General features: G+C 45.2%; 39 protein-coding genes. 4 read left to right on the top strand and 35 right to left on the bottom strand.

Annotation, left to right across the window (positions count from 1 at the left end; translation table 11 throughout):
- The first annotated feature begins 55 nt into the window (after positions 1-55).
- Complete coding sequence (locus EJV45_RS13840) at positions 56-1,321, top strand: DEAD/DEAH box helicase (RefSeq protein ID WP_129716348.1); 1,266 nt, start codon at positions 56-58, stop codon at positions 1,319-1,321.
- 83 nt (positions 1,322-1,404) lie between these two features.
- On the opposite strand, the gene EJV45_RS13835 is transcribed toward EJV45_RS13840, so the two are convergent.
- Together EJV45_RS13835 and EJV45_RS13830 are read right to left on the bottom strand one after the other, a co-directional pair.
- The gene (locus tag EJV45_RS13835; protein WP_129716346.1) at positions 1,405-2,133 is read right to left on the bottom strand and encodes an acyl-CoA desaturase; all 729 of its coding nucleotides are present in this window, start codon (positions 2,131-2,133) and stop codon (positions 1,405-1,407) included.
- A gap of 60 nt (positions 2,134-2,193) precedes the next feature.
- A complete protein-coding gene (locus tag EJV45_RS13830; protein WP_129716344.1) occupies positions 2,194-2,694 on the bottom strand; it encodes a phosphoheptose isomerase in 501 nt (166 codons plus the stop codon).
- Between the two features lie 203 nt (positions 2,695-2,897).
- On the opposite strand from EJV45_RS13830, the gene EJV45_RS13825 reads away from it, so the two are divergent.
- A complete protein-coding gene (locus EJV45_RS13825) occupies positions 2,898-3,794 on the top strand; it encodes a sugar phosphate nucleotidyltransferase (protein ID WP_129716342.1) in 897 nt (298 codons plus the stop codon).
- A gap of 73 nt (positions 3,795-3,867) precedes the next feature.
- On the opposite strand, the gene dnaK is transcribed toward EJV45_RS13825, so the two are convergent.
- Together dnaK and EJV45_RS13815 are read right to left on the bottom strand one after the other, a co-directional pair.
- Positions 3,868-5,787 carry a molecular chaperone DnaK gene (gene dnaK / locus EJV45_RS13820; protein ID WP_129716340.1) on the bottom strand — a complete coding sequence of 640 codons (1,920 nt, stop codon included), beginning with the start codon at positions 5,785-5,787 and terminating at the stop codon, positions 3,868-3,870.
- Positions 5,788-6,109: 322 nt separating this feature from the next.
- Positions 6,110-7,300: an SAM-dependent methyltransferase gene (locus tag EJV45_RS13815; RefSeq protein ID WP_240755288.1), complete on the bottom strand. Its 1,191-nt coding sequence runs from the start codon at positions 7,298-7,300 to the stop codon at positions 6,110-6,112.
- 248 nt (positions 7,301-7,548) lie between these two features.
- On the opposite strand from EJV45_RS13815, the gene EJV45_RS13810 reads away from it, so the two are divergent.
- Entirely contained in the window at positions 7,549-8,103 is a 555-nt protein-coding gene (locus tag EJV45_RS13810; protein WP_165305062.1) for a 2'-5' RNA ligase family protein, read from the top strand.
- Positions 8,104-8,304: 201 nt separating this feature from the next.
- On the opposite strand, the gene rplQ is transcribed toward EJV45_RS13810, so the two are convergent.
- The 31 genes from rplQ to EJV45_RS13655 all read right to left on the bottom strand — a co-directional run bounded on the left by rplQ (position 8,305) and on the right by EJV45_RS13655 (position 24,722).
- Positions 8,305-8,886, bottom strand: coding sequence for a 50S ribosomal protein L17 (gene rplQ, locus EJV45_RS13805; RefSeq protein ID WP_129716335.1), 582 nt, complete (start codon positions 8,884-8,886; stop codon positions 8,305-8,307).
- Between the two features lie 113 nt (positions 8,887-8,999).
- Positions 9,000-9,992: a DNA-directed RNA polymerase subunit alpha gene (locus EJV45_RS13800; protein WP_129716333.1), complete on the bottom strand. Its 993-nt coding sequence runs from the start codon at positions 9,990-9,992 to the stop codon at positions 9,000-9,002.
- An 80-nt stretch (positions 9,993-10,072) separates the two neighbouring features.
- The gene (gene rpsD / locus EJV45_RS13795; protein ID WP_129716331.1) at positions 10,073-10,681 is read right to left on the bottom strand and encodes a 30S ribosomal protein S4; all 609 of its coding nucleotides are present in this window, start codon (positions 10,679-10,681) and stop codon (positions 10,073-10,075) included.
- Positions 10,682-10,745: 64 nt separating this feature from the next.
- On the bottom strand, positions 10,746-11,135 hold the full coding sequence (rpsK, locus tag EJV45_RS13790; RefSeq protein WP_107214556.1) for a 30S ribosomal protein S11: 390 nt from the start codon (positions 11,133-11,135) through the stop codon (positions 10,746-10,748).
- Positions 11,136-11,157: 22 nt separating this feature from the next.
- Complete coding sequence (rpsM, locus tag EJV45_RS13785) at positions 11,158-11,535, bottom strand: 30S ribosomal protein S13 (protein WP_129716329.1); 378 nt, start codon at positions 11,533-11,535, stop codon at positions 11,158-11,160.
- Positions 11,536-11,610: 75 nt separating this feature from the next.
- Positions 11,611-11,727: a 50S ribosomal protein L36 gene (rpmJ, locus tag EJV45_RS13780; RefSeq protein WP_107214554.1), complete on the bottom strand. Its 117-nt coding sequence runs from the start codon at positions 11,725-11,727 to the stop codon at positions 11,611-11,613.
- A gap of 2 nt (positions 11,728-11,729) precedes the next feature.
- A complete protein-coding gene (gene infA, locus EJV45_RS13775; RefSeq protein ID WP_079643278.1) occupies positions 11,730-11,948 on the bottom strand; it encodes a translation initiation factor IF-1 in 219 nt (72 codons plus the stop codon).
- A 71-nt stretch (positions 11,949-12,019) separates the two neighbouring features.
- Positions 12,020-12,805: a type I methionyl aminopeptidase gene (map, locus tag EJV45_RS13770; protein ID WP_129716327.1), complete on the bottom strand. Its 786-nt coding sequence runs from the start codon at positions 12,803-12,805 to the stop codon at positions 12,020-12,022.
- A 9-nt stretch (positions 12,806-12,814) separates the two neighbouring features.
- Positions 12,815-14,149 carry a preprotein translocase subunit SecY gene (gene secY, locus EJV45_RS13765; RefSeq protein ID WP_129716325.1) on the bottom strand — a complete coding sequence of 445 codons (1,335 nt, stop codon included), beginning with the start codon at positions 14,147-14,149 and terminating at the stop codon, positions 12,815-12,817.
- Complete coding sequence (gene rplO, locus EJV45_RS13760) at positions 14,149-14,595, bottom strand: 50S ribosomal protein L15 (protein ID WP_129716323.1); 447 nt, start codon at positions 14,593-14,595, stop codon at positions 14,149-14,151. The genes secY and rplO overlap by 1 nt, the downstream gene beginning before the upstream one ends.
- 101 nt (positions 14,596-14,696) lie before the next feature.
- Positions 14,697-14,876: a 50S ribosomal protein L30 gene (gene rpmD / locus EJV45_RS13755; RefSeq protein ID WP_205942390.1), complete on the bottom strand. Its 180-nt coding sequence runs from the start codon at positions 14,874-14,876 to the stop codon at positions 14,697-14,699.
- Positions 14,877-14,880: 4 nt separating this feature from the next.
- Positions 14,881-15,399, bottom strand: a complete 519-nt coding sequence (rpsE, locus tag EJV45_RS13750; RefSeq protein WP_107214549.1) for a 30S ribosomal protein S5 — start codon at positions 15,397-15,399, stop codon at positions 14,881-14,883.
- A 17-nt stretch (positions 15,400-15,416) separates the two neighbouring features.
- Complete coding sequence (rplR, locus tag EJV45_RS13745) at positions 15,417-15,770, bottom strand: 50S ribosomal protein L18 (RefSeq protein WP_129716320.1); 354 nt, start codon at positions 15,768-15,770, stop codon at positions 15,417-15,419.
- Positions 15,771-15,776: 6 nt separating this feature from the next.
- The gene (gene rplF, locus EJV45_RS13740) at positions 15,777-16,334 is read right to left on the bottom strand and encodes a 50S ribosomal protein L6 (protein WP_129716318.1); all 558 of its coding nucleotides are present in this window, start codon (positions 16,332-16,334) and stop codon (positions 15,777-15,779) included.
- 15 nt (positions 16,335-16,349) lie between these two features.
- A complete protein-coding gene (gene rpsH, locus EJV45_RS13735) occupies positions 16,350-16,751 on the bottom strand; it encodes a 30S ribosomal protein S8 (protein WP_239494955.1) in 402 nt (133 codons plus the stop codon).
- Between the two features lie 142 nt (positions 16,752-16,893).
- Complete coding sequence (rpsN, locus tag EJV45_RS13730) at positions 16,894-17,163, bottom strand: 30S ribosomal protein S14 (protein ID WP_129716316.1); 270 nt, start codon at positions 17,161-17,163, stop codon at positions 16,894-16,896.
- Positions 17,156-17,728, bottom strand: coding sequence for a 50S ribosomal protein L5 (gene rplE / locus EJV45_RS13725; protein ID WP_129716314.1), 573 nt, complete (start codon positions 17,726-17,728; stop codon positions 17,156-17,158). The genes rpsN and rplE overlap by 8 nt, the downstream gene beginning before the upstream one ends.
- Positions 17,728-18,066 carry a 50S ribosomal protein L24 gene (rplX, locus tag EJV45_RS13720; protein ID WP_129716312.1) on the bottom strand — a complete coding sequence of 113 codons (339 nt, stop codon included), beginning with the start codon at positions 18,064-18,066 and terminating at the stop codon, positions 17,728-17,730. Before rplX ends, rplE begins: the two co-directional genes overlap by 1 nt.
- A 1-nt stretch (position 18,067) precedes the next feature.
- Positions 18,068-18,436: a 50S ribosomal protein L14 gene (gene rplN / locus EJV45_RS13715; RefSeq protein ID WP_107214542.1), complete on the bottom strand. Its 369-nt coding sequence runs from the start codon at positions 18,434-18,436 to the stop codon at positions 18,068-18,070.
- A 1-nt stretch (position 18,437) separates the two neighbouring features.
- The gene (gene rpsQ, locus EJV45_RS13710; protein WP_010599901.1) at positions 18,438-18,692 is read right to left on the bottom strand and encodes a 30S ribosomal protein S17; all 255 of its coding nucleotides are present in this window, start codon (positions 18,690-18,692) and stop codon (positions 18,438-18,440) included.
- 13 nt (positions 18,693-18,705) lie between these two features.
- Entirely contained in the window at positions 18,706-18,918 is a 213-nt protein-coding gene (gene rpmC, locus EJV45_RS13705; protein ID WP_129716310.1) for a 50S ribosomal protein L29, read from the bottom strand.
- A 73-nt stretch (positions 18,919-18,991) separates the two neighbouring features.
- Positions 18,992-19,414 (bottom strand): 50S ribosomal protein L16, encoded by a 423-nt coding sequence (rplP, locus tag EJV45_RS13700; protein WP_107214540.1) that lies wholly within the window; start codon positions 19,412-19,414, stop codon positions 18,992-18,994.
- A gap of 49 nt (positions 19,415-19,463) precedes the next feature.
- Positions 19,464-20,279 (bottom strand): 30S ribosomal protein S3, encoded by an 816-nt coding sequence (gene rpsC, locus EJV45_RS13695; RefSeq protein WP_129716307.1) that lies wholly within the window; start codon positions 20,277-20,279, stop codon positions 19,464-19,466.
- An 8-nt stretch (positions 20,280-20,287) separates the two neighbouring features.
- On the bottom strand, positions 20,288-20,647 hold the full coding sequence (rplV, locus tag EJV45_RS13690) for a 50S ribosomal protein L22 (protein ID WP_129716305.1): 360 nt from the start codon (positions 20,645-20,647) through the stop codon (positions 20,288-20,290).
- 7 nt (positions 20,648-20,654) lie between these two features.
- A complete protein-coding gene (gene rpsS / locus EJV45_RS13685) occupies positions 20,655-20,921 on the bottom strand; it encodes a 30S ribosomal protein S19 (protein WP_129716303.1) in 267 nt (88 codons plus the stop codon).
- Positions 20,921-21,745, bottom strand: a complete 825-nt coding sequence (rplB, locus tag EJV45_RS13680; protein WP_129716301.1) for a 50S ribosomal protein L2 — start codon at positions 21,743-21,745, stop codon at positions 20,921-20,923. Before rplB ends, rpsS begins: the two co-directional genes overlap by 1 nt.
- 18 nt (positions 21,746-21,763) lie before the next feature.
- Positions 21,764-22,054 (bottom strand): 50S ribosomal protein L23, encoded by a 291-nt coding sequence (gene rplW, locus EJV45_RS13675; RefSeq protein ID WP_107214535.1) that lies wholly within the window; start codon positions 22,052-22,054, stop codon positions 21,764-21,766.
- Position 22,055: 1 nt separating this feature from the next.
- The gene (gene rplD, locus EJV45_RS13670; protein WP_129716299.1) at positions 22,056-22,685 is read right to left on the bottom strand and encodes a 50S ribosomal protein L4; all 630 of its coding nucleotides are present in this window, start codon (positions 22,683-22,685) and stop codon (positions 22,056-22,058) included.
- Positions 22,686-22,690: 5 nt separating this feature from the next.
- Positions 22,691-23,308, bottom strand: coding sequence for a 50S ribosomal protein L3 (rplC, locus tag EJV45_RS13665; protein ID WP_129716298.1), 618 nt, complete (start codon positions 23,306-23,308; stop codon positions 22,691-22,693).
- Positions 23,309-23,493: 185 nt separating this feature from the next.
- Complete coding sequence (locus EJV45_RS13660) at positions 23,494-23,889, bottom strand: DUF1634 domain-containing protein (protein WP_129716296.1); 396 nt, start codon at positions 23,887-23,889, stop codon at positions 23,494-23,496.
- Complete coding sequence (locus EJV45_RS13655) at positions 23,886-24,722, bottom strand: sulfite exporter TauE/SafE family protein (protein WP_129716294.1); 837 nt, start codon at positions 24,720-24,722, stop codon at positions 23,886-23,888. The genes EJV45_RS13660 and EJV45_RS13655 overlap by 4 nt, the downstream gene beginning before the upstream one ends.
- A 184-nt stretch (positions 24,723-24,906) precedes the next feature.
- Here EJV45_RS13655 and EJV45_RS13650 point away from each other — a divergent pair, with 184 nt between their 5' ends.
- A complete protein-coding gene (locus tag EJV45_RS13650) occupies positions 24,907-25,521 on the top strand; it encodes a hypothetical protein (RefSeq protein WP_129716292.1) in 615 nt (204 codons plus the stop codon).
- The last annotated feature ends 112 nt before the right edge of the window (positions 25,522-25,633 follow it).

Raw genomic sequence — 25,633 nt, 5'->3', positions numbered from 1 at the left:
GCCGTATCTTTGCAGGCCAGATACCGACAGAGCGTATCTGCTTTATTTAATTGACATGTCATTCGAAAAATTGAACCTGATCGCACCGATTGCCGAGGCACTTCAGAGCGAAGGTTACACCAAGCCTACCCCGATTCAGGAACAGGCTATACCAAGTATATTAAAACTCAAAGATCTTCTTGGCTGTGCACAGACAGGAACCGGGAAAACAGCCGCCTTTGCTATTCCCATGCTGCAAATTTTGCATATGCGGCACAGACAGAAACCGAAAAAGGCAATCAAAGCGCTTATTCTCACACCTACCCGCGAACTAGCTATCCAGATACAGGAAAGTTTTACAGCCTATGGCAAAAACCTGCCTGAAAAATCGACGGTTATTTTTGGCGGCGTTGGCCAGCAACCCCAGGTAGATGCGCTGCGAAAGGGAACTGATATCCTCGTTGCTACACCCGGACGCCTGCTCGATTTGATGAACCAGGGTCACATCAGCCTGGCCGACCTGGAAATTTTCGTTCTGGATGAAGCCGACCGCATGCTTGATATGGGTTTTATTCATGATGTTAAAAAGGTAGTTGCAAAATTGCCACAGAAACGACAGACCTTGTTTTTCTCGGCAACGATGCCGCCTGAGATTCAAAAGCTGGCAAACACGATCCTGAACAACCCGGTTACTGTAGAGGTAACGCCGGTATCATCGACGGCTGAAACCATCAACCAGTCGGTTTATTTTGTAGACAAGAACGAGAAAAAGAAATTGCTGATTCACCTGCTGCAGGATGAAAACATTGTAACGGCACTTGTGTTTACCCGTACCAAACATGGCGCCGACCGCATTGCAAAAGACCTGTGGAAGGCAGGTATTAAGGCTGAGGCGATACATGGCAACAAGTCGCAGAACGCGCGTCAGCGGGCTCTGACCAATTTTAAAGATAAAAGCACCCGAATCCTGGTCGCCACAGATATTGCCGCCCGCGGTATCGACATCGATGAACTGACGCATGTATTCAACTATGACTTGCCGAACGTCCCTGAGACCTATGTGCACCGTATCGGTCGTACAGGTCGGGCCGGAGCAAGTGGTCACGCGATATCATTTGTAGACTCTGAAGAAAATGAGTACCTGATCGATATCCACAAACTCATCAAACGGACCATTCCAATTATCGAAGACCACCCCTACCCGCTTAGCTGGCAGAACATGCTGGCAAAAAACGAGGTGAAGCGGCCGGCGCAGAAAGACTCAAAAGGAGGAGGCAGCAAAGGCGGACCTAAAAGCGCAAACAAGCGGAAATTTTACAGCCGCGGAAACAGGCACCAATAGAAAAAAGCCATCGGAATATCCGGTGGCTTTTTTATGCTTTATACCTTGTTTTGGCCCTGCGCCAAAGCATGGCGCACATCAATTTAGACCTTCCGAATGCGAATGATACGCATCCAGTGAAGCACCTTCATTACAGGATAGGTCGGATCAAATTCAAACCAGCGCGAAGCAAAGTTCGGGCTGTTCGGCCGCTTGTGGTGGTTGTTTTGAAACAGCTCACCCAGCATCAGAAAATCGAGAGGTAATGAGTTTTTACTATGGTCATCATTCTCGTGATTCGAATACCCGTATTTGTGACCGCACCAATTTACAATGGCCCCGTGGATCGGCCCCATCAGAAAGTGAACCGGCAGTAAGAGGTACATCCACCAGTGGGTAGCGAAGGTTACATAAAATGCGATATACAACAAACCAACGCCAATCCGCCAAAACCATGAATCGCCAATGCGGTCTACAAGTGGCCATTCGGGGTATTTGCCTCTGAACGCCGGCTCCGGTTCAATTTTGAAACGAAGGTAGTTCAGGTACATGTTTTTAGTCGCGATCATCATTCCGAATACATCTTTGAAAAAGTGCGGCGAATGCGGATCCTTTTCAGTATCACTATAGGCATGATGCATCCGGTGAAGAATGGCGTAAGCCCTGGGATTCAAAAATGAAGAGCCCTGTGCTACCAGCGTAAAGGCATAGAAAAAACGCTCCCAGAACATTCCCATTTTAAACATCTTATGGGATGCATACCGGTGAAGAAAAAATGTCTGCGAGAAAAGTGATAGAAACCAGTGCGTAAGAAAAAATATAAGAATAATCATGTATGTGTCTTGTACCTGTTAATACGCTAAAAGCTGGTCTTTAGTTCTTGGAATACTCACTTATCTGCCAAAATCATCCTGTACGCGAACAATATCATCTTCATCCGAAGGGTTAGACGCGTCTGTATGCTGCCAGATTTCTGCTACAACACCCCAGTCATCGAGACCGATAAGCCGGTGGCGCTCACCTTTCTGCAATTTGATCTGATCTTTAGGACCATATGTTTTGATCTCGCCCTCTTCGTCAGTCTCACTGGTTTTGATGCCAACCGTACCGGTTACAACCTGCCAGATCTCTGCACGACGGTGATGATACTGCCACGAAAGTCTTTTCTCAGGCGCAACTACCAAAATTTTTGGACTCAGTTTTCCGCCGATTTTCAGGCTGTTTACATCAAGGCCATCAAAATAGGTATCGGCGAATTGCTGGGCCTGGGCTTCGTCTAAAACGAAGAAGCCACCCCACGGGCGCGTGTCATCTTTTGTTACAACATTGAAACCTTCCAGCTTAAGACGCTGGGCTACATTGTCGAAAATTTCGTTCTTTGCTTGAATACTCATGATTGTCTTTTTAATCAGGGTGTCTTGCACCCTAAGGTCTGCAAAAATAACAAAATTGTGGTGCCGGGCAAGCATAGCCTTTGGGGCAGCGAATATGTTTACTGCCTGAGGCATAGCACATAAGGCTGTGAACGGCAGATTACAAAAACAATAATTTTTTGCTTCGGGTAAACTCAATTAGTCCTGAATTGTTATTTTCGTGAATGAAACCAACCTTATTAATCTTGGCAGCCGGAATGGCGAGCCGCTACGGGAGCATGAAACAAATTGATGGTTTTGGCCCTAACGGAGAGACGATCATTGACTATTCGATATATGACGCAATCAAAGCCGGATTTGGCAAGGTTGTGTTCATTATCAAAGAAGAATTTCTGGACAACTTCAAGTCTATCTTTGAGCCAAAACTGAATGGCAAGATCGAAACCGACTACGTATTTCAAAACTTTGACCTGACACAGTTCGGCATCAACGAAGAGATCTACCGCGAAAAGCCGTGGGGAACCGCACATGCAATCCTGTCCGCGCGTAAAGTGATTAACGAGCCCTTTTGTGTGATCAATGCAGATGATTATTACGGTCCTGATGCATTCAAAAAGATGGTAGAATTCCTTACATCTGAGGCAAACGGAAGCACCTACTCACTGGTAGGTTACGAGATTGGTAAAACCCTTTCTGATTACGGATCAGTGTCACGTGGCGTGTGTAACGTTGAGAACGACAAACTTACAGACATCAACGAGCGCACGAAAGTTTACAGAAAAGATGATACTGTGGTTTATGAAGAGGATGGTAAGGAATATCCGCTTTCTCCCGATACGCGCGTATCAATGAATTTCTGGGGCTTTACGCCTGAGGTCTTCAAGACTACTGAAGAACTTTTCGTAAAGTTCGCAGCAGATAACAAAGACAAACCGAAGGCAGAATTTTTTATTCCGCTTGTAGCCGATCACCTGGTGCAAACTCAGACAGCAGACTTCAAAGTAATTCCAACCAGCAGCAAATGGTTTGGTGTAACCTATAAAGAAGACAAGCCGATTGTTCAGGACAGCATTACAGAACTTGTCAACAACGGAAGTTATCCGGAAAGCCTTTGGGCATAAAATCGCCTTTCAGAGAATAAAAAAAGCCGGTTATCGAATGATAACCGGCTTTTTTTTAATTGGAGCAGACGATTTATTTTTTGTCGTCTTCTTTTACCTCTTCAAAGTCAACATCGGTTACATGGTCGCCTCCGTCTTGTGACTGAGCACCACCCTGAGGTTGTTCAGCACCAGGCTGGCCCTGTGTCTCCTGACCCGCTTTGTACATTTCTTCAGAAGCTGCATTCCATGCATTTTGCAGTTCGGCCTGAGCGGCATCGATGTCTGCGAAATTACGGGCGGCATGAGCATCTTTCAGTTTTTTCAGCCCTTCTTCGATTGGCGCCTTTTTATCCGCTGATAATTTTTCACCAAACTCTTTAAGCTGCTTTTCAGTAGAGAATATCAGTGCATCGGCACCATTGATCTTATCTGCTTCTTCTTTTGCTTTTTTATCTGCGTCAGCATTTCTCTCAGCTTCTTCTTTCATCTTTTTGATCTCTTCATCAGTAAGACCTGAAGACGCTTCGATGCGAATTTTTTGTTCTTTTCCGGTTGCTTTATCTTTCGCACTTACATGCAGAATACCATTTGCATCAATATCGAACGCTACTTCAACCTGAGGCACACCGCGTGGTGCAGGTGGGATACCGTCAAGGATAAACCTGCCGATGGTACGGTTCTGGTTTGCCATCGGGCGTTCGCCCTGAAGAATGTGAATTTCTACAGATGGCTGGTTATCTGCTGCCGTCGAGAAAGTCTCAGATTTTTTCGTCGGAATAGTTGTATTGGCGTCGATCAGTTTAGTCATTACACCGCCCATGGTCTCGATACCGAGAGAAAGCGGAGTTACGTCAAGCAATAAAACGTCTTTTACGTCACCGGTTAAAACACCACCCTGAATTGCCGCACCAATTGCTACAACTTCGTCAGGGTTTACACCTTTGCTCGGTTCTTTTCCGAAGAAAGCTTTCACCGCTTCCTGGATAGCAGGGATACGGGTAGAACCGCCAACGAGAATGATCTCATCGATATCTGAAGTGCTCAGGCCTGCGTTTTTCAAGGCAGATCTGCATGGTTCAATAGTACGCTTCACCAGGTCGCCAACCAGCTGCTCGAATTTTGCACGGCTCAAGGTGCGCACAAGGTGTTTAGGTCCTGTCGCATCTGCAGTGATATATGGCAGGTTGATCTCTGTTGAAGTAGTGCTTGAAAGCTCGATTTTTGCTTTTTCAGCAGCTTCTTTAAGACGTTGCAATGCCATTGGATCCTTATGCAGGTCCATGCCATTTTCGTTTTTGAACTCATCAGCCAGCCATTCAATCACTACATGGTCAAAATCATCACCACCTAAGTGTGTATCGCCATCTGTACTTTTTACTTCAAACACGCCGTCACCAAGTTCAAGCACTGAAACGTCATGTGTACCGCCACCGCAGTCAAACACAACGATTTTCATATCTTTATGTGCTTTATCCAAACCGTAAGCAAGCGCGGCTGCAGTAGGCTCGTTAATGATACGTTTTACGTTCAGACCAGCAATCTCACCGGCTTCTTTAGTAGCCTGACGCTGCGCGTCGTTAAAATATGCAGGAACAGTAATTACTGCTTCTGTTACTTCCTGACCAAGAAAATCCTCAGCCGTTTTTTTCATTTTCTGAAGTACCATAGCAGAAATTTCCTGCGGCGTGTACTTGCGGTCATCAATTTCAACACGCGGCGTGTTGTTGTCGCCTTTCAACACTTTGTATGGCACGCGGGAAACTTCCCTGCTGCTCTCGTCAAAGCTGCTGCCCATAAAGCGTTTGATCGAATATATCGTTTTTGTCGGGTTGGTGATCGCCTGGCGTTTTGCCGGTTCACCCACTTTACGTTCACCGTTGTCTGCAAAAGCAACAATAGACGGTGTAGTACGTTTACCTTCGCTGTTTGCGATAACGACCGGCTCGCTGCCTTCCATTACTGCAACACACGAGTTGGTTGTTCCTAAGTCTATTCCAATTATTTTTCCCATCTTGATGTATATTTCCTTTTTCTGTTTTCGTTTTCTCTCTAAGAACAATGCTTGTGCCAAGAGAGTTTTCACACCAAATTGTCATTCTCTCTGCAGTTTCGCGAAAATTTCGACAGTTGCCATGTTGCGCCACGCTGACACGTTGTCAGAACAAACGACTTTTTTGAGGATATCGCCATATCATTTTACCAGCGGGGCCTTGTCAGACTAAAGATTCATCTACAATTCACCCGTTGCTGTCTTACCGGGGCGGCCGGTAAAGAATCTGATGGCTTGCAGGTAAAGCAAACCTTGTCGATCATCCTTCCTCCAAGCGATCGTCTTACTTTGAAAACAGGAGCTGTTCAAGGTGCTGACGTTTAATTCCGAAGTCAGCTTTTATTGTATTAATCTGGTCGAGCAGCCTTACCCGGTCTGCTGCCGTTGGTTCTTTAGCCTTTATGCCAACAACCAGCACGTTTTTAGGGGTGTGTGAATCTGATATGAATTGGAAAACCCTCGTCTTGTAACCAGCATATTCAAGAAGCAGAGCCCGCAAGCCGTCAGTAACCATTTCGGCCTGGCGCTCCAGAAATATGCCATACCTGGTTAAAAATGAAACCTGGTTGACAGCCTTGTTTCTCTCCATTTCACGACGCACCTCTTTATGGCAGCATGGCGCTACCACGATCAACTTGGCCCCGGCTTCAATACCTTTATAAACAGCATCGTCTGTCGCCGTATCGCATGCATGTAAGGCAATGAGCAGATCTGTACCGGCGGCGTTATAGTCTGAAATACTTCCCGGCACAAAGCTGAGACTTTCAAAATTACTCTCAGCAGCAATGGCATTGCAGAGGTCGACAAGGTCCTGCCGGTACTCAACACCGGTCACCGTAGCTTCCGTCTCCAGCACATTCTTCAGGTAATCGTACAGGGCAAACGTCAGATACCCCTTTCCCGATCCCATATCAGCTACATGACGTATCGTTCCTGCCTCCCGGATAAGCGGATCCAGCAGTTCAATATAGTGATTAATTTGTTTATACTTATCCTGAGCACTTTTAAGAACCTGTCCATCAGAACCGGTTATGCCAAGCGCATGCAGATAAGGTTTTGAACCGGCCGTAATCAAACGTTTTTTTGCATGGTCATGCGATACAGAAGGCTTTTCGCGACGGCTCGCTTGCTGCTGCCGTGCCGACCAGCCAGTCCTCTCCCTGTATTCAATAATAAAATCTGCTGTTGTAGAAAAGTGGGTTGCTATGCGGAAGCCGGAATTCAAAAGCGTGGCCGCCTTATCCGTTCCCTCATCAAGTGTAAAGTTCTTCACGATATCGCGGCTCCGGTAACGGAATGTAAACGCCAGCATCTGCTTTCGTTTGATCTCCACCTCACGCACCAGAACCTGCTTTAGCTCCGGCTCTTCACCGCGATAATTACCGAATGAAAGTTTAACAAAGGTTTTATTATGAAGGCTCTCCGCTACACGGCTGGCAAATGTTTCCGGGCTTGTTCCTGATTCTGACATCATTGCAAAGGTACCATTTTCGGCCAAGAAAGGCAGAAGTAGCATGCCCTGGCTTATGTAAAATGATACATCTGGAAAGCACGGCCTCTTGAGAAATGAGCGTTTGCCCCGTGCTTCGCTATAGCCCTCATACTTCGGGGCTGCCGCTGCGCCCGGGTTTAAATGGCCCGGCCTGCAGAACTATTTTACCTGCGAACGCAAAAAAATCAACCGAAAGGGATGAATTACTAATATTTTTAGTATTTTCGGCCATGGAATCAATGTATCTCATCGCGATCTTGCCACCGCCCGATATTTCTGCACGCGTGCATCTGATCCGTCAGGAATGTGCTGAGGCCTTTGGCACACTGGCATCCCTGCGGCCGCCGGTACATATGACCCTTGCTGCGCCGCTGCGTATGGACAGCTCGCGCGAGCAAAACCTCGTTACCAACCTTGAACGCGCCTGTAACCAAAGTCCCTTCAATGTTGAGCTTGAAAACTTCGGTGGTTTTGAAAATGTGGCCGTGTTTATCGATGTAAAAAAAACGGCTGCACTCACCCGGCTACGCAAAGAAATCGTTTCCAACCTCCCGGTTAAAGCACCCTCCGGACCGTTTCATCCTCATTTTACAATTGCCTATCGTGATATTGCAGAAGTCTACCCACTTATCATGGGCCGTTTTAAACGCAGAAAGTTTTTTGCATCTTTTGTATCATCGGGGTTCACGCTGCTGAAACATGACGGACGTGCATGGCAGCGTTTTCATGAGTTTAGTTTTCTGGCAGGTCCAAAACAACTAAGTCTTGAAAGCCTTTTCGCGTAATAGTGAAGTGAGCAGGGATTTTTTCTGGCTGAAATGACTTGAGCGCATCTCGGTAAAAAAAAGGTTTCCACGCCCCCAGGAGCAATCAGCCGGGGAGGCTGACATATTATGCAAGCTCTGCCGCGCCGAGGATGGCATTTTCCATTTAAACAAAAAACCCCGGGACTGATGTCCCGGGGTTCGATAAGACCGACGAAAAAATTATTCGCCTTTGCCTTCTTTGTTTTCTTCAGTTTCAGTGGCAGGTGCTTCAGTTGCCTGAGTTTCCTCAGCAGCTGGTGCAGCCTCTTCCGCAACAGGAGCTGCAGTTTCTTCTTTCGCCTCTGCTTTAGGAGCATCAGCTGTTTTTGCAGCACCGGCTTTGCTTCTTCCACGACGTGTAGTTTTCTTTTCTTCCTTCGCAGCAGCTTCCTGACCGTAAACTTCATTATAATCAACAAGTTCAATCAGTGCCATCTCGGCGTTATCGCCCATACGGTTGTTTAACTTGATGATCCTTGTATAACCACCCGGACGGTTTGCAACCTTTTCTGCAATCTCGCGGAAAAGAATGCTCACTACCTCTTTATCTTGCAGATAAGTGAATACAGTACGACGTGAGTGGGTTGTATCATTCTTTGATTTAGTAATGATTGGCTCAACATACGTGCGCAATGCTTTAGCTTTAGCAAGCGTGGTGGTGATTCTTTTGTGAAGAATAAGTGATGAAGCCATGTTAGCAAGCATTGCTTTGCGGTGGCTGTCGGTTCTTCCTAGGTGGTTTACTTTTTTACCGTGTCTCATTGTTATTTAATTGAGTGCATACCGTCTCTTTGCGAGGGAATTATGCACTGTGAATAATTATTTTATTCTATGCCAGGCCACTGCGGGCGCACCCCGCTGCGGCAAAACATTGCTTACTCTTCGTCCAGTTTAAACTTGGACAGGTTCATGCCAAAAGACAGACCTTTTGATTTTACCAGTTCCTGAATTTCGGTAAGTGACTTTTTACCAAAGTTTCTGAACTTAAGCATATCAGCTACATCATAAGAAACGAGATCAGCCAGGGTACGGATGTCTGCCGCTTTCAGGCAGTTCAATGCGCGAACCGACAGATCAAGATCTACAAGTTCAGTTTTGAGGATCTTACGCATGTGCAGGATCTCCTCGTCAACCTCCTTGGTTTCTTCTTTGGTCTGAGACTCAAGTACAAGGTTCTCATCAGAGAACAGCATAAAGTGCTGAATCAGAATTTTCGCAGCCTCTTTAAGTGCTTCTTCAGGGTGGATAGAACCATCTGTTGAAATATCAAGCACTAACTTTTCATAGTCAGTTTTTTGTTCAACACGATAGTTTTCAATGGTGTATTTTACATTTTTCATTGGTGTGTAGATCGAATCGATCGCAATCACACCAACCACAGCATCACTTGATTTATTCTCTTCAGCAGGAACATAACCGCGACCCTTATTGATGGTCAGTTCGACCTCCAGGGTTACAGATTTTTCCATGTTACAAACCACCAGATCAGGATTCAGAACGGTGAAGTTGTTAGAAAACTTAGTGATGTCGCCGGCTTTGAACTGGTCCTGTCCGTTAACGATAATGAATACTTTTTCGGAATCACCAGACTCACCGGTTTTTTTGAAACGAACTTGTTTGAGGTTCAGGATGATCTCGGTAAGGTCTTCTACTACACCTTTGATGGTTGAAAACTCATGCGAGACACCAGAGAACCGAATGGTCGTAATGGCATACCCTTCGAGAGAAGAAAGTAAAATTCTTCTCAGGGCATTACCGATTGTCACACCGAAACCGGGTTCTAAAGGACGAAATTCAAATGTACCATCGAAATCTGTTGATTTCTGCATGATCACCTTATCCGGTTTTTGAAATGCTAAAATTGCCATTTATAATGTTTCTTTTTCGTTATTAATTATGTAAAGCCAAAAATGCCAATTGCCTGAAACAGGCAATCGACACTAAAAGTTTACTTAGAGTAAAGCTCGACGATCAGGTTTTCCTTGATGTTCTCAGGAATCTCATCGCGGTTTGGATAAGTCAGGAACTTTCCGCTCAACTCATCAGCATTCCAGTCTAACCAGGAGAATTTATTGATCTTCCGGCCTGCAACCGAAGCAGAAATGGCCTCAAGCGATTTAGACTTCTCACGAACAGCAACAACATCACCGGCACGAAGCTGGTAAGAAGGAATGTTCACAACTTCGCCGTTCACTGTAATGTGTTTATGGCTAACCAGCTGTCTTGCACCTGAACGTGTAGTCGAAAGACCTAAACGATAAACAGTATTGTCAAGGCGTGCCTCGAGCAATTGAAGCAGGTTATCACCAGTAATACCCTGACGTGAAGATGCTTTTTTGAAAAGGTTACTGAATTGTTTTTCCAATACACCGTAAGTGTATTTTACTTTCTGCTTCTCCATTAACTGGATTGCATACTCTGATTGTTTACCTCTTCTTTTAGACGCACCATGTTGTCCGGGAGGGTAATTTTTTCTTTCTAATGCCTTATCAGGGCCGAAGATCGGCTCTCTGAATTTACGGGCGATTTTGGATTTTGGTCCGGTATATCTTGCCATTGTAGTATATTTTAAAGTATCGTCCGGCCTCTAACCGGCGACTCTTAGCTTTAAAAGTGATTGATTAAACTCTTCTTTTCTTTGGAGGACGGCAACCGTTGTGCGGAAGCGGGGTGATGTCTTTGATAGACATTACTTCGATACCTGCAACCTGCAGGGTACGGATTGCTGACTCACGGCCAGCACCTGGTCCTTTAACGAACACTTCAACCTTGCGAAGACCCAGGTCAAAAGCGACCTTTCCGCAATCTGAAGCTGCCTGACCTGCTGCATAAGGCGTATTCTTCTTAGAACCTTTGAAGCCCATTTTGCCTGCAGAAGACCATGAAATAGTCTGACCGTTGTTGTTGGTCAGGGTAACGATGATATTGTTAAAAGTAGCATTGATGTGCGCCTGCCCAACAGGTTCGATCACAACAATACGCTTTTTGGTAACTTTTTTACTCTTAGCCATGATTATTGTTTGATACTACTTGTTATTTAGTAGCTTTTTTCTTGTTTGCAACTGTTTTTCTCTTGCCTTTACGGGTACGTGAGTTATTCTTTGTACGCTGTCCACGTGAAGGGAGACCCTTTCTGTGGCGAAGACCACGATAGCAACCAATATCCATCAAACGTTTAATGTTCAGTTGAACTTCAGAACGCAGAGCACCTTCTACTTTGATCTCGTCGTTAATAATGGTACGGATGGCTGACAGTTCGTCATCAGACCAGTCCTGTACTTTTTTGCTGAAATCGATACCTGCCTGCGTTAAGATACGCTGCGCAGTTGACCGGCCTACTCCGTAGATGTAGGTTAGTCCGATTTCTCCTCTTTTGTTTCTTGGTAAATCAATACCTGATATCCTTGCCATGCTTTTGTTATTTTAAAGTATCGTCCGGCCTCTAGCCGGCGACTCTTAGCTTTAAAAATTGATTAATTTTCTTTACTAACCTTGACGTTGCTTGTATTTCGGGTTCTTCTTGTTGATCACGTAAAGCTTCCCTTTACGACGAATTACCTTGCAATCAGCGCTACGCTTCTTGATTGATGATCTTACTTTCATTGTTATTTATATCTATAAGTGATCCGGCCTTTCGTTAGGTCGTAAGGCGACATCTCCAGTTTTACTTTATCACCGGGAAGAATTTTGATGTAGTGCATCCGCATCTTGCCCGAAATATGTGCAATAATCTCATGCCCGTTTTCCAGTTCTACCCGGAACATAGCGTTTGACAATGCTTCCTTAATTACTCCGTCTTGTTCAATTGAGGCTTGTTTAGCCATATTTTATTGATATTTACTTAATTAGCTGCTTCTAAACAGGGTTGCAAAATTAAATAAAAAAAATCAAATATTTATTTTTTTTGTTGCAAAACTTCCTCTATGGGAGAAAAGCTCGACAACACGTCGGGTTTCCCTTTACGCACGGCTACCGTGTGTTCGAAATGAGCGGAAGGCTTGTTGTCTTTGGTTGTAACTGTCCAGCCATCCTGCCAGAATTTAACACCGGCTACCCCGGCATTGATCATAGGCTCAATCGCTATCACCATCCCCTCTTCGAGTTTGATTCCGCTGCCGCGTTTCCCATAGTTGGCTACCTCCGGTTTTTCATGAAGTTCAAACCCTACGCCGTGACCAACCAACTCCCGAACCACACCAAAGCCGTTTACCTCAGCATGCTGCTGACAGGCAAAACCAACATCGCCAACACGCATTCCGGCTGTGGCTTTACTGACAGCCAGATCCAGGCATTCTTTCGTAACACGAACCAGCTTTTGCTTTTCAGCGCTCACTTCGCCAATCGAGAACGTAAAGGCAGAATCGCCAAAAAATCCGTTTTTGATTACGCCGCAGTCGACCGAGATCAGGTCACCTTCTCTGATCACATGATCGCCCGGAAAGCCGTGAACCACTTGCTCGTTAGGCGATATGCATAAAGAATATGGAAACCCGTTATAGTTTAAAAACGCGGGAATAGCCTGATGGTCGCTGATGAATTCATACGCAAGCTTATCGAGCTGCAGTGTCGTAATGCCAGGAGCGATCACTTTTGCTACTTCAGCAAGAGTCAGGGAAACCAACATCGCGCTTTCCCTGATCAATTCGATTTCGTCGTCTGTCTTGTACCGTATCTTTGACATCAGTGCTGATTACAACGCGGCGTTATTGCCTGCTGCAGGAATACCTGTACGTCCGGTTACACGGCCGGTTTTCATCAAACCGTCGTAATGACGCATAAGCAAATAACTCTCAACCTGCTGCAGCGTATCAAGAACAACGCCCACCAGGATAAGAAGTGATGTACCACCGTAAAAATGTGCAAACTCAGAAGCGATACCAAATTTAACAGCTACAGATGGCAGAATTGCAATGATAGCAAGGAAGATTGCACCGGGAAAGGTGATCTTCGAAATCACATCATCAATAAAGCTTGATGTAGCAAAGCCTGGTTTGATACCCGGAATAAAGCCGCCGTTCTTTTTCATGTCGTCAGACATCTGAGTCGGGTTAACCGTGATGGCTGTATAGAAAAATGTAAACGCGATAATAAGAATTGCAAAAGTTACGCTGTAGGTAACAGACGTATAGTCGCTGTACGCGCTCAGCCAGCTGTTCTGAAGCGACGGGAAAAACCCGGTCAGACCCGCAGGAATAAACATCAGCGCCTGAGCAAAGATGATCGGCATTACACCGGCAGCATTAACCTTTAATGGGATGTATTGTCTTACACCGCCAAATTGTTTGTTGCCTACAATTTTTTTGGCATACTGAACAGGAACTTTACGCACACCCTGAACAATCAGGATGGTAAACATCACAACAGCAAACAGTGCAACGATCTCTACCACGAGGGCAATCAGGCCGCCGCCTTGTCCGGCAGCTCTCGAACTTACTTCCTGCTGCAATGCAATAGGAAGGCGCGCAATAATGCCGACCATGATAATAAGTGATGTTCCGTTGCCGATACCTTTGTCGGTAATCTTTTCACCCAGCCACATCACGAAAAGTGTTCCCGCAGTAAGCACGAAAGTAGAAAGGATGTAGAACAGGGTATGGTTAATCAGAATAGCATCTTCCGGAACCTGCGTTTTCACATAACCAACAGATTGAACGATGGTAATGGCAACGGTAAGGTAACGGGTAATCTGGTTTAGTTTTTTGCGTCCGCTTTCACCTTCTTTCTGCATTTTCTGGAAAGAGGGAACGGCGATACCAAGCAACTGCACCACGATAGAGGCAGAGATGTATGGCATTACGCCAAGCGCCACGATAGAAACCTTCGAAAAGGCACCACCGGCAAACATGTCTAACAGGCCGAGCAGACCTGATTTTTGATTTTGGCCCAACACGTTCGCGTCTACGCCCGGCAATACAACCTGGCACACGAACCTGTAGATAACAAGAATTAAGAGCGTAAATAAGATACGCTCTTTTAATTCCTGAATTTTCCAGATATTACTTAAAGTAGTAAATAGCTTTTTCATTACAATTTTTCGATTGACCCGCCGGCAGCTTCGATCGCTTTTTGTGCAGATGCTGAGAAGGCGTGTGCTTTAACATTCAATTTAGCTTTAACTTCGCCACGACCAAGAATTTTTACCAGGTCGTTCTTTGAAACAAGACCATGTTCTTTCAAGGTTGCGAAATCTACGCTTTCCAAATTGAATTTTTCAGCAAGACCCTGCAGTACGTCGAGGTTTACACCTACATACTCTGTACGGTTAATTGGTTTGAAACCAACCTTTGGTACACGGCGCTGAAGTGGCATCTGACCACCTTCGAAACCTACCTTTGTGCTTGTTCCTGAGCGGGATCCGGCACCTTTATGACCACGTGTAGATGTTCCACCACGGCCTGAACCTGTACCACGACCAATTCTTTTACCACCTTTAACAGAACCTTTTGCAGGTTTCAGATTACTTAAGTTCATTTTAAAACTTGTTGTGTTGCCCTTCGCTTTCACTAATCAGGGACAACGATTAAACATGATGAAAAGCCGTACCTGCCTGAAGACAGATACAGCTTTTTAAATTATATACTTTCGATAGCTACCAGGTGATTTACCTTTCTCACCATCCCGATAATCTGGGGAGTAGCTTCAACCTCTACAGATTGGTTTATTTTTGACAAACCTAAAGCCTGAACGGTTTTCTTTTGGCGCTCGCTTCTGTCGATAACGCTTTTAATCTGGGTTATTCTAATCTTAGCCATTTTATTATCCGTTAAATACTTTGTTAAGATCAACCCCACGGTGTTGTGCAACGGTGTAGGCATCGCGCATTTTAGTCAATGCATCTACAGTTGCTTTTACCACGTTGTGTGGGTTGGATGAACCTTTTGATTTGGCAAGTACGTTATGGATACCTGCACTCTCCAATACTGCACGCATCGCACCACCGGCAATTACACCGGTACCGACTGCAGCTGGTTTGATCAGAACAAAACCGCCTGAAAATTTACCGATTTGCTCGTGAGGAACTGTACCGTTCAGAACCGGAACTTTAACCAGGTTCTTTTTCGCGTCGTCCACACCTTTGGCAATCGCTTCTGTTACCTCTTTCGCTTTACCAAGACCGTAACCAACAACACCGTTCTCGTCTCCTACTACCACGATGGCAGAGAAGCTGAAGGTACGGCCGCCTTTGGTTACTTTGGCAACACGCTGAATGCTAACCAGACGGTCTTTCAACTCGATCTCGCTAGACTTAACTCTTTTTATATTGATAGTTGACATTTGATCTGTGTTATGAATTAAAATACTAAACCACCTTCACGTGCACCTTCTGCAAGTGATTTGACACGTCCGTGGTACAAGTAACCATTCCTGTCAAAAACAACTTCTTTTACACCAGCTGCAATGGCTTTTTCTGCGATCAGTTTGCCAACAGCCTGAGACTGTTCAGATTTGCTGCCTGATGCAGAAAAATCTTTTGACAAACTTGAGGCTGAAACGATGGTACTGCCTGTAACATCATTGATAACCTGCGCATAGATGCCTTTATTGCTTCTGAATACCGATAAACGAGGGCGCTCAGCAGAACCGGTAAGTCTTTTTCTGATCCCTTTTTTGATACGATCTCTTCGTGATAATTTTTTACCTGCCATGATTCCTTATTTTTTAGATGCTGATTTACCTGCTTTTCTTCTCAATACCTCACCCACAAACTTGATACCTTTACCTTTGTATGGCTCTGGTGCACGCAGTGAGCGGATTTTTGCCGCTACCTGGCCAATCAGTTGTTTGTCAATGCTCTCTAAAATGATCTTTGGCGTCTGGCCTTTCTCAGAAGCGGTTGTAACTTTAATTTCTTTTGGCACCTGGAATACATAGTGGTGAGAATAACCCAGAACGAGGTCCAGTGTATTTCCCTGGTTGCTGGCGCGGTAACCCACACCTACCAGTTCCTGCTCAACCTTGTAACCTTCGGTAACACCAACAACCATGTTGTTGATCAAAGCGCGGTAAAGACCGTGCAATGCTTTGTGCCTTTTTTGATCTGACGGACGAACAACGGTTAAAACGCCGTCTTCCTGTTGTACAGTGATGTCTGAATCAACTGCCTGGTGTAATTCTCCTTTCGGACCCTTCACTGTTACCAAATTTTCATTTGAAACGGTAACTGTTACACCTGCGGGAATTGTAATTGGGGCTTTTCCTACTCTTGACATTGTGCTTTCCTCCTATTAATAAACGTGACACAATACCTCACCACCAATATTCAATTTGGCTGCTTCCTTGTCGGTCATTACACCTTTGGAAGTAGATAAGATTGCGATACCTAAACCGTTTAATACTCTTGGCATATTGTCTACGCCTGCATACTGTCTCAAACCTGGTTTACTTACTCGCACCAATGTACGAATAGCAGGAATTCTTGTAATCGGATTGTACTTAAGGGCGATCTTGATCGTTCCCTGAGCATTGTTATCCTCAAACTTGTAATTCGCGATGTAACCTTTGTCAAAAAGAACTTTAGTAATTTCCTTTTTAAGGTTTGATGCAGGAACTTCTACAACTCTGTGGTTGGCCTTAATGGCGTTCCTTACTCTTGTTAAATAATCTGCTATTGGATCTGTATTCATTATGATTTTGTTGTGGTAGTGGTTTCCTCTCCAATATTAACGGACCTTCTACCGGTTAAAATTCTGTAAATGCCAAACGATGTAAAACCAAAGACCAAAGCGGCCTGAGCGCGCTTCAGTCTTTGATTTTGATCCTTCGGGCTTGTTACCAGCTTGCTTTCTTTACCCCGGGGATCTTACCTGCGAGCGCCATGTCGCGGAAAGTTACCCTTGAGATACCGAATGTACGCATGAAACCACGCGGACGGCCGGTAAGCTTGCAACGGTTGTGTAAACGTACCGGTGATGCATTCTTTGGCAACTTGTCCAAAGCTTCATAATCGCCGGCTGCTTTCAATGCTGCACGTTTCTCTGCGAATTTCGCTACCAGTTTCTGGCGTTTTAATTCGCGCGCTTTTACACCTTCTTTAGCCATTAGTAATGATATTTTGATTTTTAAATGGTAAACCGAATTGTTTCAGTAATTCCAGCGCTTCTACGTCAGAATTCGCCGAAGTTACGAAAGTAATATCCATCCCTAAAATTTTATTGATCTTATCGATGTTGATCTCAGGGAAAATGATCTGCTCGGTAATACCGAGGGTATAATTTCCTTTTCCGTCAAAGCCTTTGTCATTGATACCTTTGAAGTCACGAATACGTGGCAGGGCAACAGCGATCAGGCGGTCAAGAAACTCATACATGTTGTTGTCGCGCAATGTAACACGAACCCCAACAGGCATACCTTTACGGAGTTTGAAGTTAGAGATATCCTTTTTTGATTTGGCACCTACAGCCTGCTGACCGGTAATGGTAGTCAGTTCAGCGATAGAAGTGTCCATAATCTTTTTGTCGGTTACCGAAAAACGGCCAACACCCTGATTGATGGAGATCTTTGTAAGTTTAGGAACCTGCATAACCGTTTTATAGTTAAACTTCTCCTTGAGGTTATTTACGATCTCCTCTTTGTATTTGCTTTTAAGTCTTGGTGTCTGTGCCATTATTTGATCTCCTCTCCTGAAATTTTAGCTACTCTTACCAATTTGCCATCAGCGTTCAGTTTCCTGCCAACGCGGGTTGTTTTTCCTGATTTAGGGTCAACCAGCATCAGGTTTGAGATATGAAGAGGAGCCTCTTTTTTAATGATACCGCCATTCGGGGTTGCAGCATTTGGTTTGGTGTGTCTTGACACCAGGTTGATGCCCTCAACAATGGCTTTGTTTTTATCGGTCAGTACCTGCAGTACTTTACCTTGCTGGCCTTTTGAGTCGCCGGCAATTACTTTCACTAAATCACCTGTGCGGATCTTTAATTTTGGATTTGCTACTTTCTTTTCCATTTTATAATACCTCCGGTGCTAATGATACAATTTTCATAAATTGTTTTTCACGTAATTCCCTTGCTACCGGGCCAAAAATACGTGTACCGCGTGGCTCATCCTGGGCATTCAGCAATACTGCTGCATTGTCGTCAAAACGAATGTAAGAACCGTCTTTTCTTCTGATCTCTTTCTTTGTTCTTACTACCACTGCTTTAGAAACGGCTCCTTTTTTGATGTTACCTGAAGGCAATGCGCTTTTAACGGTAACAACGATTTTGTCGCCGATAGATGCATAACGTTTGCCGGTTCCACCAAGCACACGGATAACCAATACTTCTTTTGCGCCGCTGTTGTCAGCAACGTTTAATCTTGATTCCTGCTGTACCATGTTATTTAGCCCTTTCTAAAATTTGTACCAATCTCCAGTTTTTGTTCTTACTCAGCGGACGAGTCTCCATGATCAGTACGGTGTCACCGATACCACATTCGTTTTTCTCGTCATGAGCCATAAATTTGGTAGTTTTCTTTACGAACTTACCATAGATCGGGTGTTTCACTTTACGTTCAACTGAAACCACAACAGATTTATCCATCTTGTTGCTTACTACTAAGCCCGTTCTTGTCTTTCTTAATTGTCTTTCCATTTCGACGCTAAAATTATTTAGTTTCTGAAGCTGACTCGGCTTTCTTCACCGCAGTCAGTTGAGTGGTTAAGCGGGCGATATCTTTTCTCACCTTTGATATCCGCGAAGGATTTTCAATAGCTGAGATGGTGTGGGCAAACTTCAACTTCGTCAAGTTTTCCTTTTCTTCCGCAATTTTAGCTACTAACTCCTCTTTTGAAAGCCCTGTAATTTCTGAGTTCTTCATTTTATTCTTCTTTTGCGTTGACAGTTGCAGGTTTGAGATGGCCTCAAGCGCCTGCTAACTTCAACTTTTGAACTTATGCTTCTACGTAATCTCTACGTACTACAAATTTTGTTTGGATCGGTAATTTCTGAGCGGCTAAACGCATTGCTTCTTTGGCAATTTCCAAAGGCACGCCTTCAGCTTCGAAAATAACACGTCCGGGTCTTACTACGGCAACCCAGTATTCAGGGGCACCTTTACCTTTACCCATACGTACTTCAGCAGGTTTTTTGGTAACCGGTTTGTCCGGGAAAATCCTGATCCATACCTGGCCTTCACGTTTCATGTAACGTGTTACGGCGATACGGGCAGCCTCGATCTGGCGACTGGTGATCCAGGTAGCTTCCAGGGACTTGATTCCGAAAGAACCGAATGCAAGCTCAGCCCCACGGGTGGCTAAACCTTTCATCCTGCCCTTTTGCATCTTCCTGAACTTCGTTCTTTTTGGCTGTAACATTTTCTTTTAAAATAGGATCGTTAAAAACGATTATGATAAACTGAATTAATTATTTACGGGGACCTCTGTTTTGTCCACCGCCACGGTTATCTCTTCCGCCACCACGGTTGTCTCTTCCACCACCGCGATTGTCTCTTCCGCCACCACGGTTATCTCTTCCACCGAAAGAAGCCGACTCTGAGCGAGGACCGCCTTTGGTGTTGGTATTGGCTGCACCGATGTTTGGTGAAAGGTCACGCTTACCGTAAACCTCACCTTTACAGATCCAGACTTTGATACCGATTTTACCATAGGTGGTCAAAGCTTCTGCCAATGCATAATCAATATCGGCACGGAAAGTATGCAAAGGAATTCTTCCTTCTTTATACTGCTCGGTACGTGCCATCTCGGCACCACCTAAACGACCTGAGGTCATGATTTTGATACCTTCAGCACCCATACGCATGGTAGAGGCGATTGAAGATTTCATGGCCCGGCGGAAAGATATCCTTGCTTCCAGTTGTTTTGCGATGCCTTCTGCTACCAGCTGTGCATCCAGCTCAGGTCTTTTGATCTCGAAAATGTTGATCTGAATTTCCTTTTTTGTAAGTTTTTTCAGCTCTTCCTTGATCTTGTCAACCTCCTGGCCTGCTTTACCGATCACGATACCCGGACGGGCAGTGTGAATGGTCACAGTGATGCGTTTAAGCGTACGCTCGATCACTACTTTAGCTACACCACCTTTTGCGATACGCGCAGAAAGGTATTTTCTTATTTTTTCGTCCTCAACTAATTTATCGGAGTAGTTGTTGCCACCGAACCAGTTAGAATCCCAACCTTTGATGATTCCTAATCTGTTACCTATTGGATGTGCTTTTTGTCCCATTTCTCCTATTAGTTTTGAGTTTCTTGAATTTTGCTGTCTACAACCAGCGTAACATGGTTAGACCGTTTGCGGATCCTGTAACCACGTCCCTGAGGTGCAGGTCTGAGGCGTTTAAGCTGACGACCACCGTCTACAGTTGCGGTTTTAACATACAACTGATTTTCTTCAGGGCGGGCACCTTCATTCTTGTTCTCCCAGTTTTTGATGGCAGACAACAGAAGTTTCTCAACTCTGATTGCTACTTCTTTATTGGTGAATTTTAAGATATGCAATGCTTTCTCAACACGTTCACCTCTGATAAGATCTACAACCAGACGCATTTTGCGCGGTGAGGTTGGACAATTATTTAATTTTGCTACTGCTTCCATTGTCTAATTATTTTTTCTTTTCAGCGTGTCCTCTGAATGTACGGGTCGGAGCAAACTCTCCCAGTTTGTGACCTACCATGTTTTCTGTAACATACACAGGGATAAATTTATTACCGTTGTGTACTGCGAATGTATGACCAACGAAGTCCGGAGAGATCATTGATCTGCGTGACCAGGTTTTGATTACAGACTTTCTGCCTGAATCATTCATAGAGACTACTTTTTTCTCTACGTTGTGGTCAATATAGGGTCCTTTTTTTATCGAACGAGCCATTATTTTTTCCTTCTCTCTATGATGAAACGATTAGAATATTTCTTAAGGGTACGGGTTTTGTAACCTTTCGCCAGTACACCTTTGCGTGAGCGTGGGTGACCACCTGATGAACGGCCTTCACCACCACCCATAGGGTGATCTACCGGGTTCATGGCAACACCACGAACGCGCGGACGGCGACCCAACCAACGGTTGCGGCCTGCTTTACCCAATACTTCATTTGCATGGTCTGAGTTAGATACGGTACCGATGGTAGCCATACAGTCAGCCAGGATCATGCGTGTTTCACCCGAAGGCATTTTAACGATGGCGTATTTCCCGTCGCGGGCTGCCAGCTGTGCATAAGCACCTGCTGAACGCGCCAGCTGCGCACCTTTACCAGGATGGATCTCCAGGTTATGAACAATCGATCCCAAAGGAATATTAGCCAGTTTCAATGCATTACCAACCTCAGGAGCTACTGATACGCCAGACACAAGCGTCTGACCTACCTGAAGACCTTCAGGAGCAATGATATAACGTTTCTCGCCATCAGCGTAGTGCAACAAGGCAATACGCGCAGTACGGTTCGGATCGTACTCTACAGATGCTACTGTAGCAGGGATATCAAACTTATCGCGTTTGAAATCGATCAGACGGTAAGACTTCTTGTGGCCACCACCCAGGTAGCGCATAGTCATCTTACCACTGTTGTTACGTCCACCGGACTTCTTTACTGATACAACCAATGATTTTTCGGGCTTGGTTGCTGTGATCTCCGTAAATGAAGCACCGACCCGGAAGCGGGTGCCCGGAGTAACCGGTTTAAATTTTCTTAAGCCCATAGTTATAAATGATTCTTATTAAATGTTTGCGTAATAATCAATTGTTTCTCCTGCTTTCAGCGTTACTACTGCTTTTTTGTATTTCGGGCTGCGGCCTGAAACAAAACCTGCTTTTGTGTAACGTGATTTAGCTTTACCATCAACTACCATGGTATTGATAGCAACGATGTTTACGCCATACATTTTTTCAATCGCCTGTTTGATCTGAAGCTTGTTTGCTTTGTGATCTACTTTGAAAGTAAAGCGGTTAGACTTTTCTGTTAATGCAGAAGCCTTTTCTGTTAATATTGGTTTCTTTAAAATCTCCATATTACTTGGCAAATGCCTCCTCCAGCGTTTTAACAGAATCAGCGGTCAACAAAAGTTTGCCGGCGTTCAGCACGTCGTACGTGTTCAGCTCAGCAGCTGTGATCACTTTTGCCTTTTGGATGTTTCTGCTTGATAAATAGATATTGTTGTTTTGCGCAGGTAATACCAACAGGGTTTTCTCACCACCCAGGTTCAGGGCGTTAACCAGGTTGATATAGTTTTTGGTTTTGATTGAATCAAAGCTGAAATCTTCAAGAACAACAACATTGTTGTCTTTTGCTTTGTACGCCAGGGCCGATTTACGGGCCAGAGACTTCAGTTTACGGTTCAGTTTGAAACCATAATCACGTGGCTGAGGACCGAAAACACGACCACCACCGTTAAACAATGGCGATTTGATATTTCCTGCACGGGCACCACCTGTACCTTTTTGTTTATACAATTTACGGGTAGAACCGGCAATCTCGTTACGTTGCTTAGCTTTGTGCGTTCCCTGGCGCTGGTTGGCAAGGTACTGCTTCACATCTAAGTAAATCGCATGGTCGTTAGGCTCAATCCCAAATACCGACTCAGGAAGTTGCACCTTGGCACCTGTTTCTTTTCCTGAAATGTTTACTACTTTAACTTCCATCTTGCTTACTTATCTAAGATTACGTAAGATCCTTTAGCTCCCGGTACGGAACCACTAACTACCAACAGGTTTTGCTCAGCATAAACTTTCAGTACCTGAAGGTTCTGAACTTTCACGCGGTCACCACCTGTTCTGCCCGCCATGCGCATTCCTTTGAATACACGTGAAGGATAAGACGACGCACCCAGTGAACCAGGTGCACGCATCCTGTTGTGCTGACCGTGGGTTTGTCCGCCAACACCACCAAATCCGTGGCGTTTCACAACACCCTGAAAACCTTTACCTTTTGAGGTTCCTACCACATCGACAAAATCGCCTTCCTGGAACAGATCCACAGTAACAACATCACCCAGGTTAAGCTGAGATTCGAAGGTTGTGAATTCTACCAGTTTGCGTTTTGGCGTGGTGTTCGCTTTAGCGAAGTGACCTTTCAAAGGAGAGGTGGTGTTTTTTTCTTTCGCGTCGGCGTAACCGAGTTGAATTGAAGAGTAACCGTCTGTCTCAGCGGTCTTTACCTGTGTTACCACACAAGGCCCAGCTTCGATTACAGTACAAGGTATGTTTCTACCTTCTGCATCGAAAATACTGGTCATTCCTACTTTTTTTCCAATAATTCCTGACATTTTCTATTTTAATTTAACACCCATCGAAGCAGTAGGGCTTCGTTCAAGGTGGTTGTACATCCCCCTAAAAGGGACGGCAAAAATAGGAAAGAATTCTTAATTTTCAAATAGTTAGCGAATTATTTTTGCAAATAATCCGGCCACAGGAACGGGCCGTGTCTGAGCCTCTTGCGCAGCCGCTATGATCAGTGTGTAAACCCGCCGTTCATGCTGATACCGATAATGGTCAGGATGAGGAGGCCGATTGCAACGTACAGGTAGTCGCGCTCGATCAGAAAACTGAATATCGAAAAAACTACCCGGGCTATGGGCGTAAAGATGAGCAGCAGAATACCAAACTGGATGACGGCCATACCATCCAGCGTAAGCACGCCCCGCAGTATACCGCCTATAGAAGCAAGCCTGGGCCCCTGGGCACGGAAGATGCTGTAGTCTACCGGCTGCCTCGCATGGCTCACCATGAAGATGATTCCGCCAAGCAATACGATACCCAATGAGGTGTAAACACCCGTACGAAGCAGGGTACCTATGATCACCTGGATATCTTTATCTCCTGTATAATGTCTCGGCTCTTTACTCATATCTTGCCAGAAAGACCGTTATAGATCATTTGAAGTGCGAGGAATATAATTACTACAGCAAACACTTTTTTAAGCATTCCGGTTTGCGTGCGCAGCAAAACCCGCGAACCGATCTGTGCACCCGTAAGCACCCCGAGCGCAACAGGCATAGCAATGCCCGGGTCGATCTGCCCCCTGTGCAGGTACACAACGGCGCTGGCTGCAGCGGTCACACCCATCATAAAATTGCTGGTGGTGGTAGAAACTTTAAATGGAATGCGCATGATATTATCCATGGCGATAACCTTTAAAGCCCCTGAGCCTATGCCGAGCAGACCGGAAAGCGTTCCGGCAAACAGCATCATGAAAAATCCGCCCGGAACGTGTTTCACCGTATAGGGATGCTGCCTGCCACAGTCCGGATAACTTCCATTAAGTTTAAATTTATTTCCAAGACCACTGACAGCGAGGTTATCGCTATGATCGGCCTTTTTTCGCAGGGCGGCAAGCGCAGAGAAAATGAGGATGCAACCGAAAACCACCGCGATGTAACCCGGATTCAGGTAGACGGCCAGAACGGCGCCAAGCACGGCACCGACTGTTGTCGCGATCTCAAGGAACATGCCTATGCGGATGTTGGTTATGCCTTCTTTAACATAGGCGGCAGCAGAGCCCGATGAGGTAGCAATAACTGAAATGATCGAGGCCCCAATGGCATAATGGATATCTACACCAAGTACAAGCGTAAGCAGCGGAATGATGATCACCCCGCCGCCAAGACCGGTGAGTGACCCTAAGAAACCCGCTAATAGCGATCCGAAAAGCACAATCAGCGTGAAAATGATGACGGTCATCCGGCAAATATACAGTCCGGCAGATCGTTCAAAGAATATAAACAGACAAATTAAAATCTAGTTTACTGCTGGTTTTAATAGATTTTAGGCGGTAAAATTGCCTGGTTGAAAAAGCTAAAAATCGCCTTGCACAATAATTTTGTCCGATTTTTGTTAACTTACTTAAAGTGCCTCAAATTAAATCATGAACATAAAAACTACTTTTTCCCCGCTCCTGCTCATTGTCCTGTGTTTAACATTCTTTGGTGCCGGTGCCCAGGTACGCGATACCAGCCGCAACACAGATCCCTCACTTCGCGGACAGTATAATTTCATGCTGTCAAAGTCCCGGAACATGAATGGTTACCGGTTGATTAATCCGAACCGGTTGTCAGGTCTCTGGAAAAATGTCAACGACAGTCTCCGCGCCGAACGTAGCCAGCTGGCCAAAGCAAGAACAAAGATTAAGGAACAAGCGGCTACCATCGCTTCGCTTAACAAAGACATCAGCGGAAAAGAAAGTTCGTTGAACGAGGCCACCACCCGGGTGGATGAAATCCGGTTCTTAGGCATCCCGTTTAATAAAGGAACCTACAGTACACTGGTCTGGTCAATCATTATCGTGCTGGGTGCGGCGCTGGCATTTATTATCTTCCGGTCGGCCAGCTACCGAAAAGAGGCCCGATACCGGGTGCAGCTTTTCCAGGAGGTTTCTGAAGAGTACCAGCAGTACAAGATCAAGGCGAACGAAAAGGAAAAAAAGCTGGCCCGCGAACTGCAGGACGAGCGCAACAAAATGGACGATTTGCGGGGAAGGTGATGGATTTGCTCCGGACGAAAGCCGTTAAGAAGAGCAAGGAAAAAAGAACCTGGACAATAGACCGCAGCGTGTAAGCCCTCAATGAGACTAAAAGATAAAAGAACCAGGACGA

The sequence above is a fragment of the Pedobacter sp. SYP-B3415 genome (genome assembly GCF_004138205.1).
Taxonomy (GTDB): domain Bacteria; phylum Bacteroidota; class Bacteroidia; order Sphingobacteriales; family Sphingobacteriaceae; genus Pedobacter.
The sequence above is the reverse complement of the archived record's forward strand: the minus strand, read 5'-3'. Positions and strand labels throughout refer to the sequence as shown.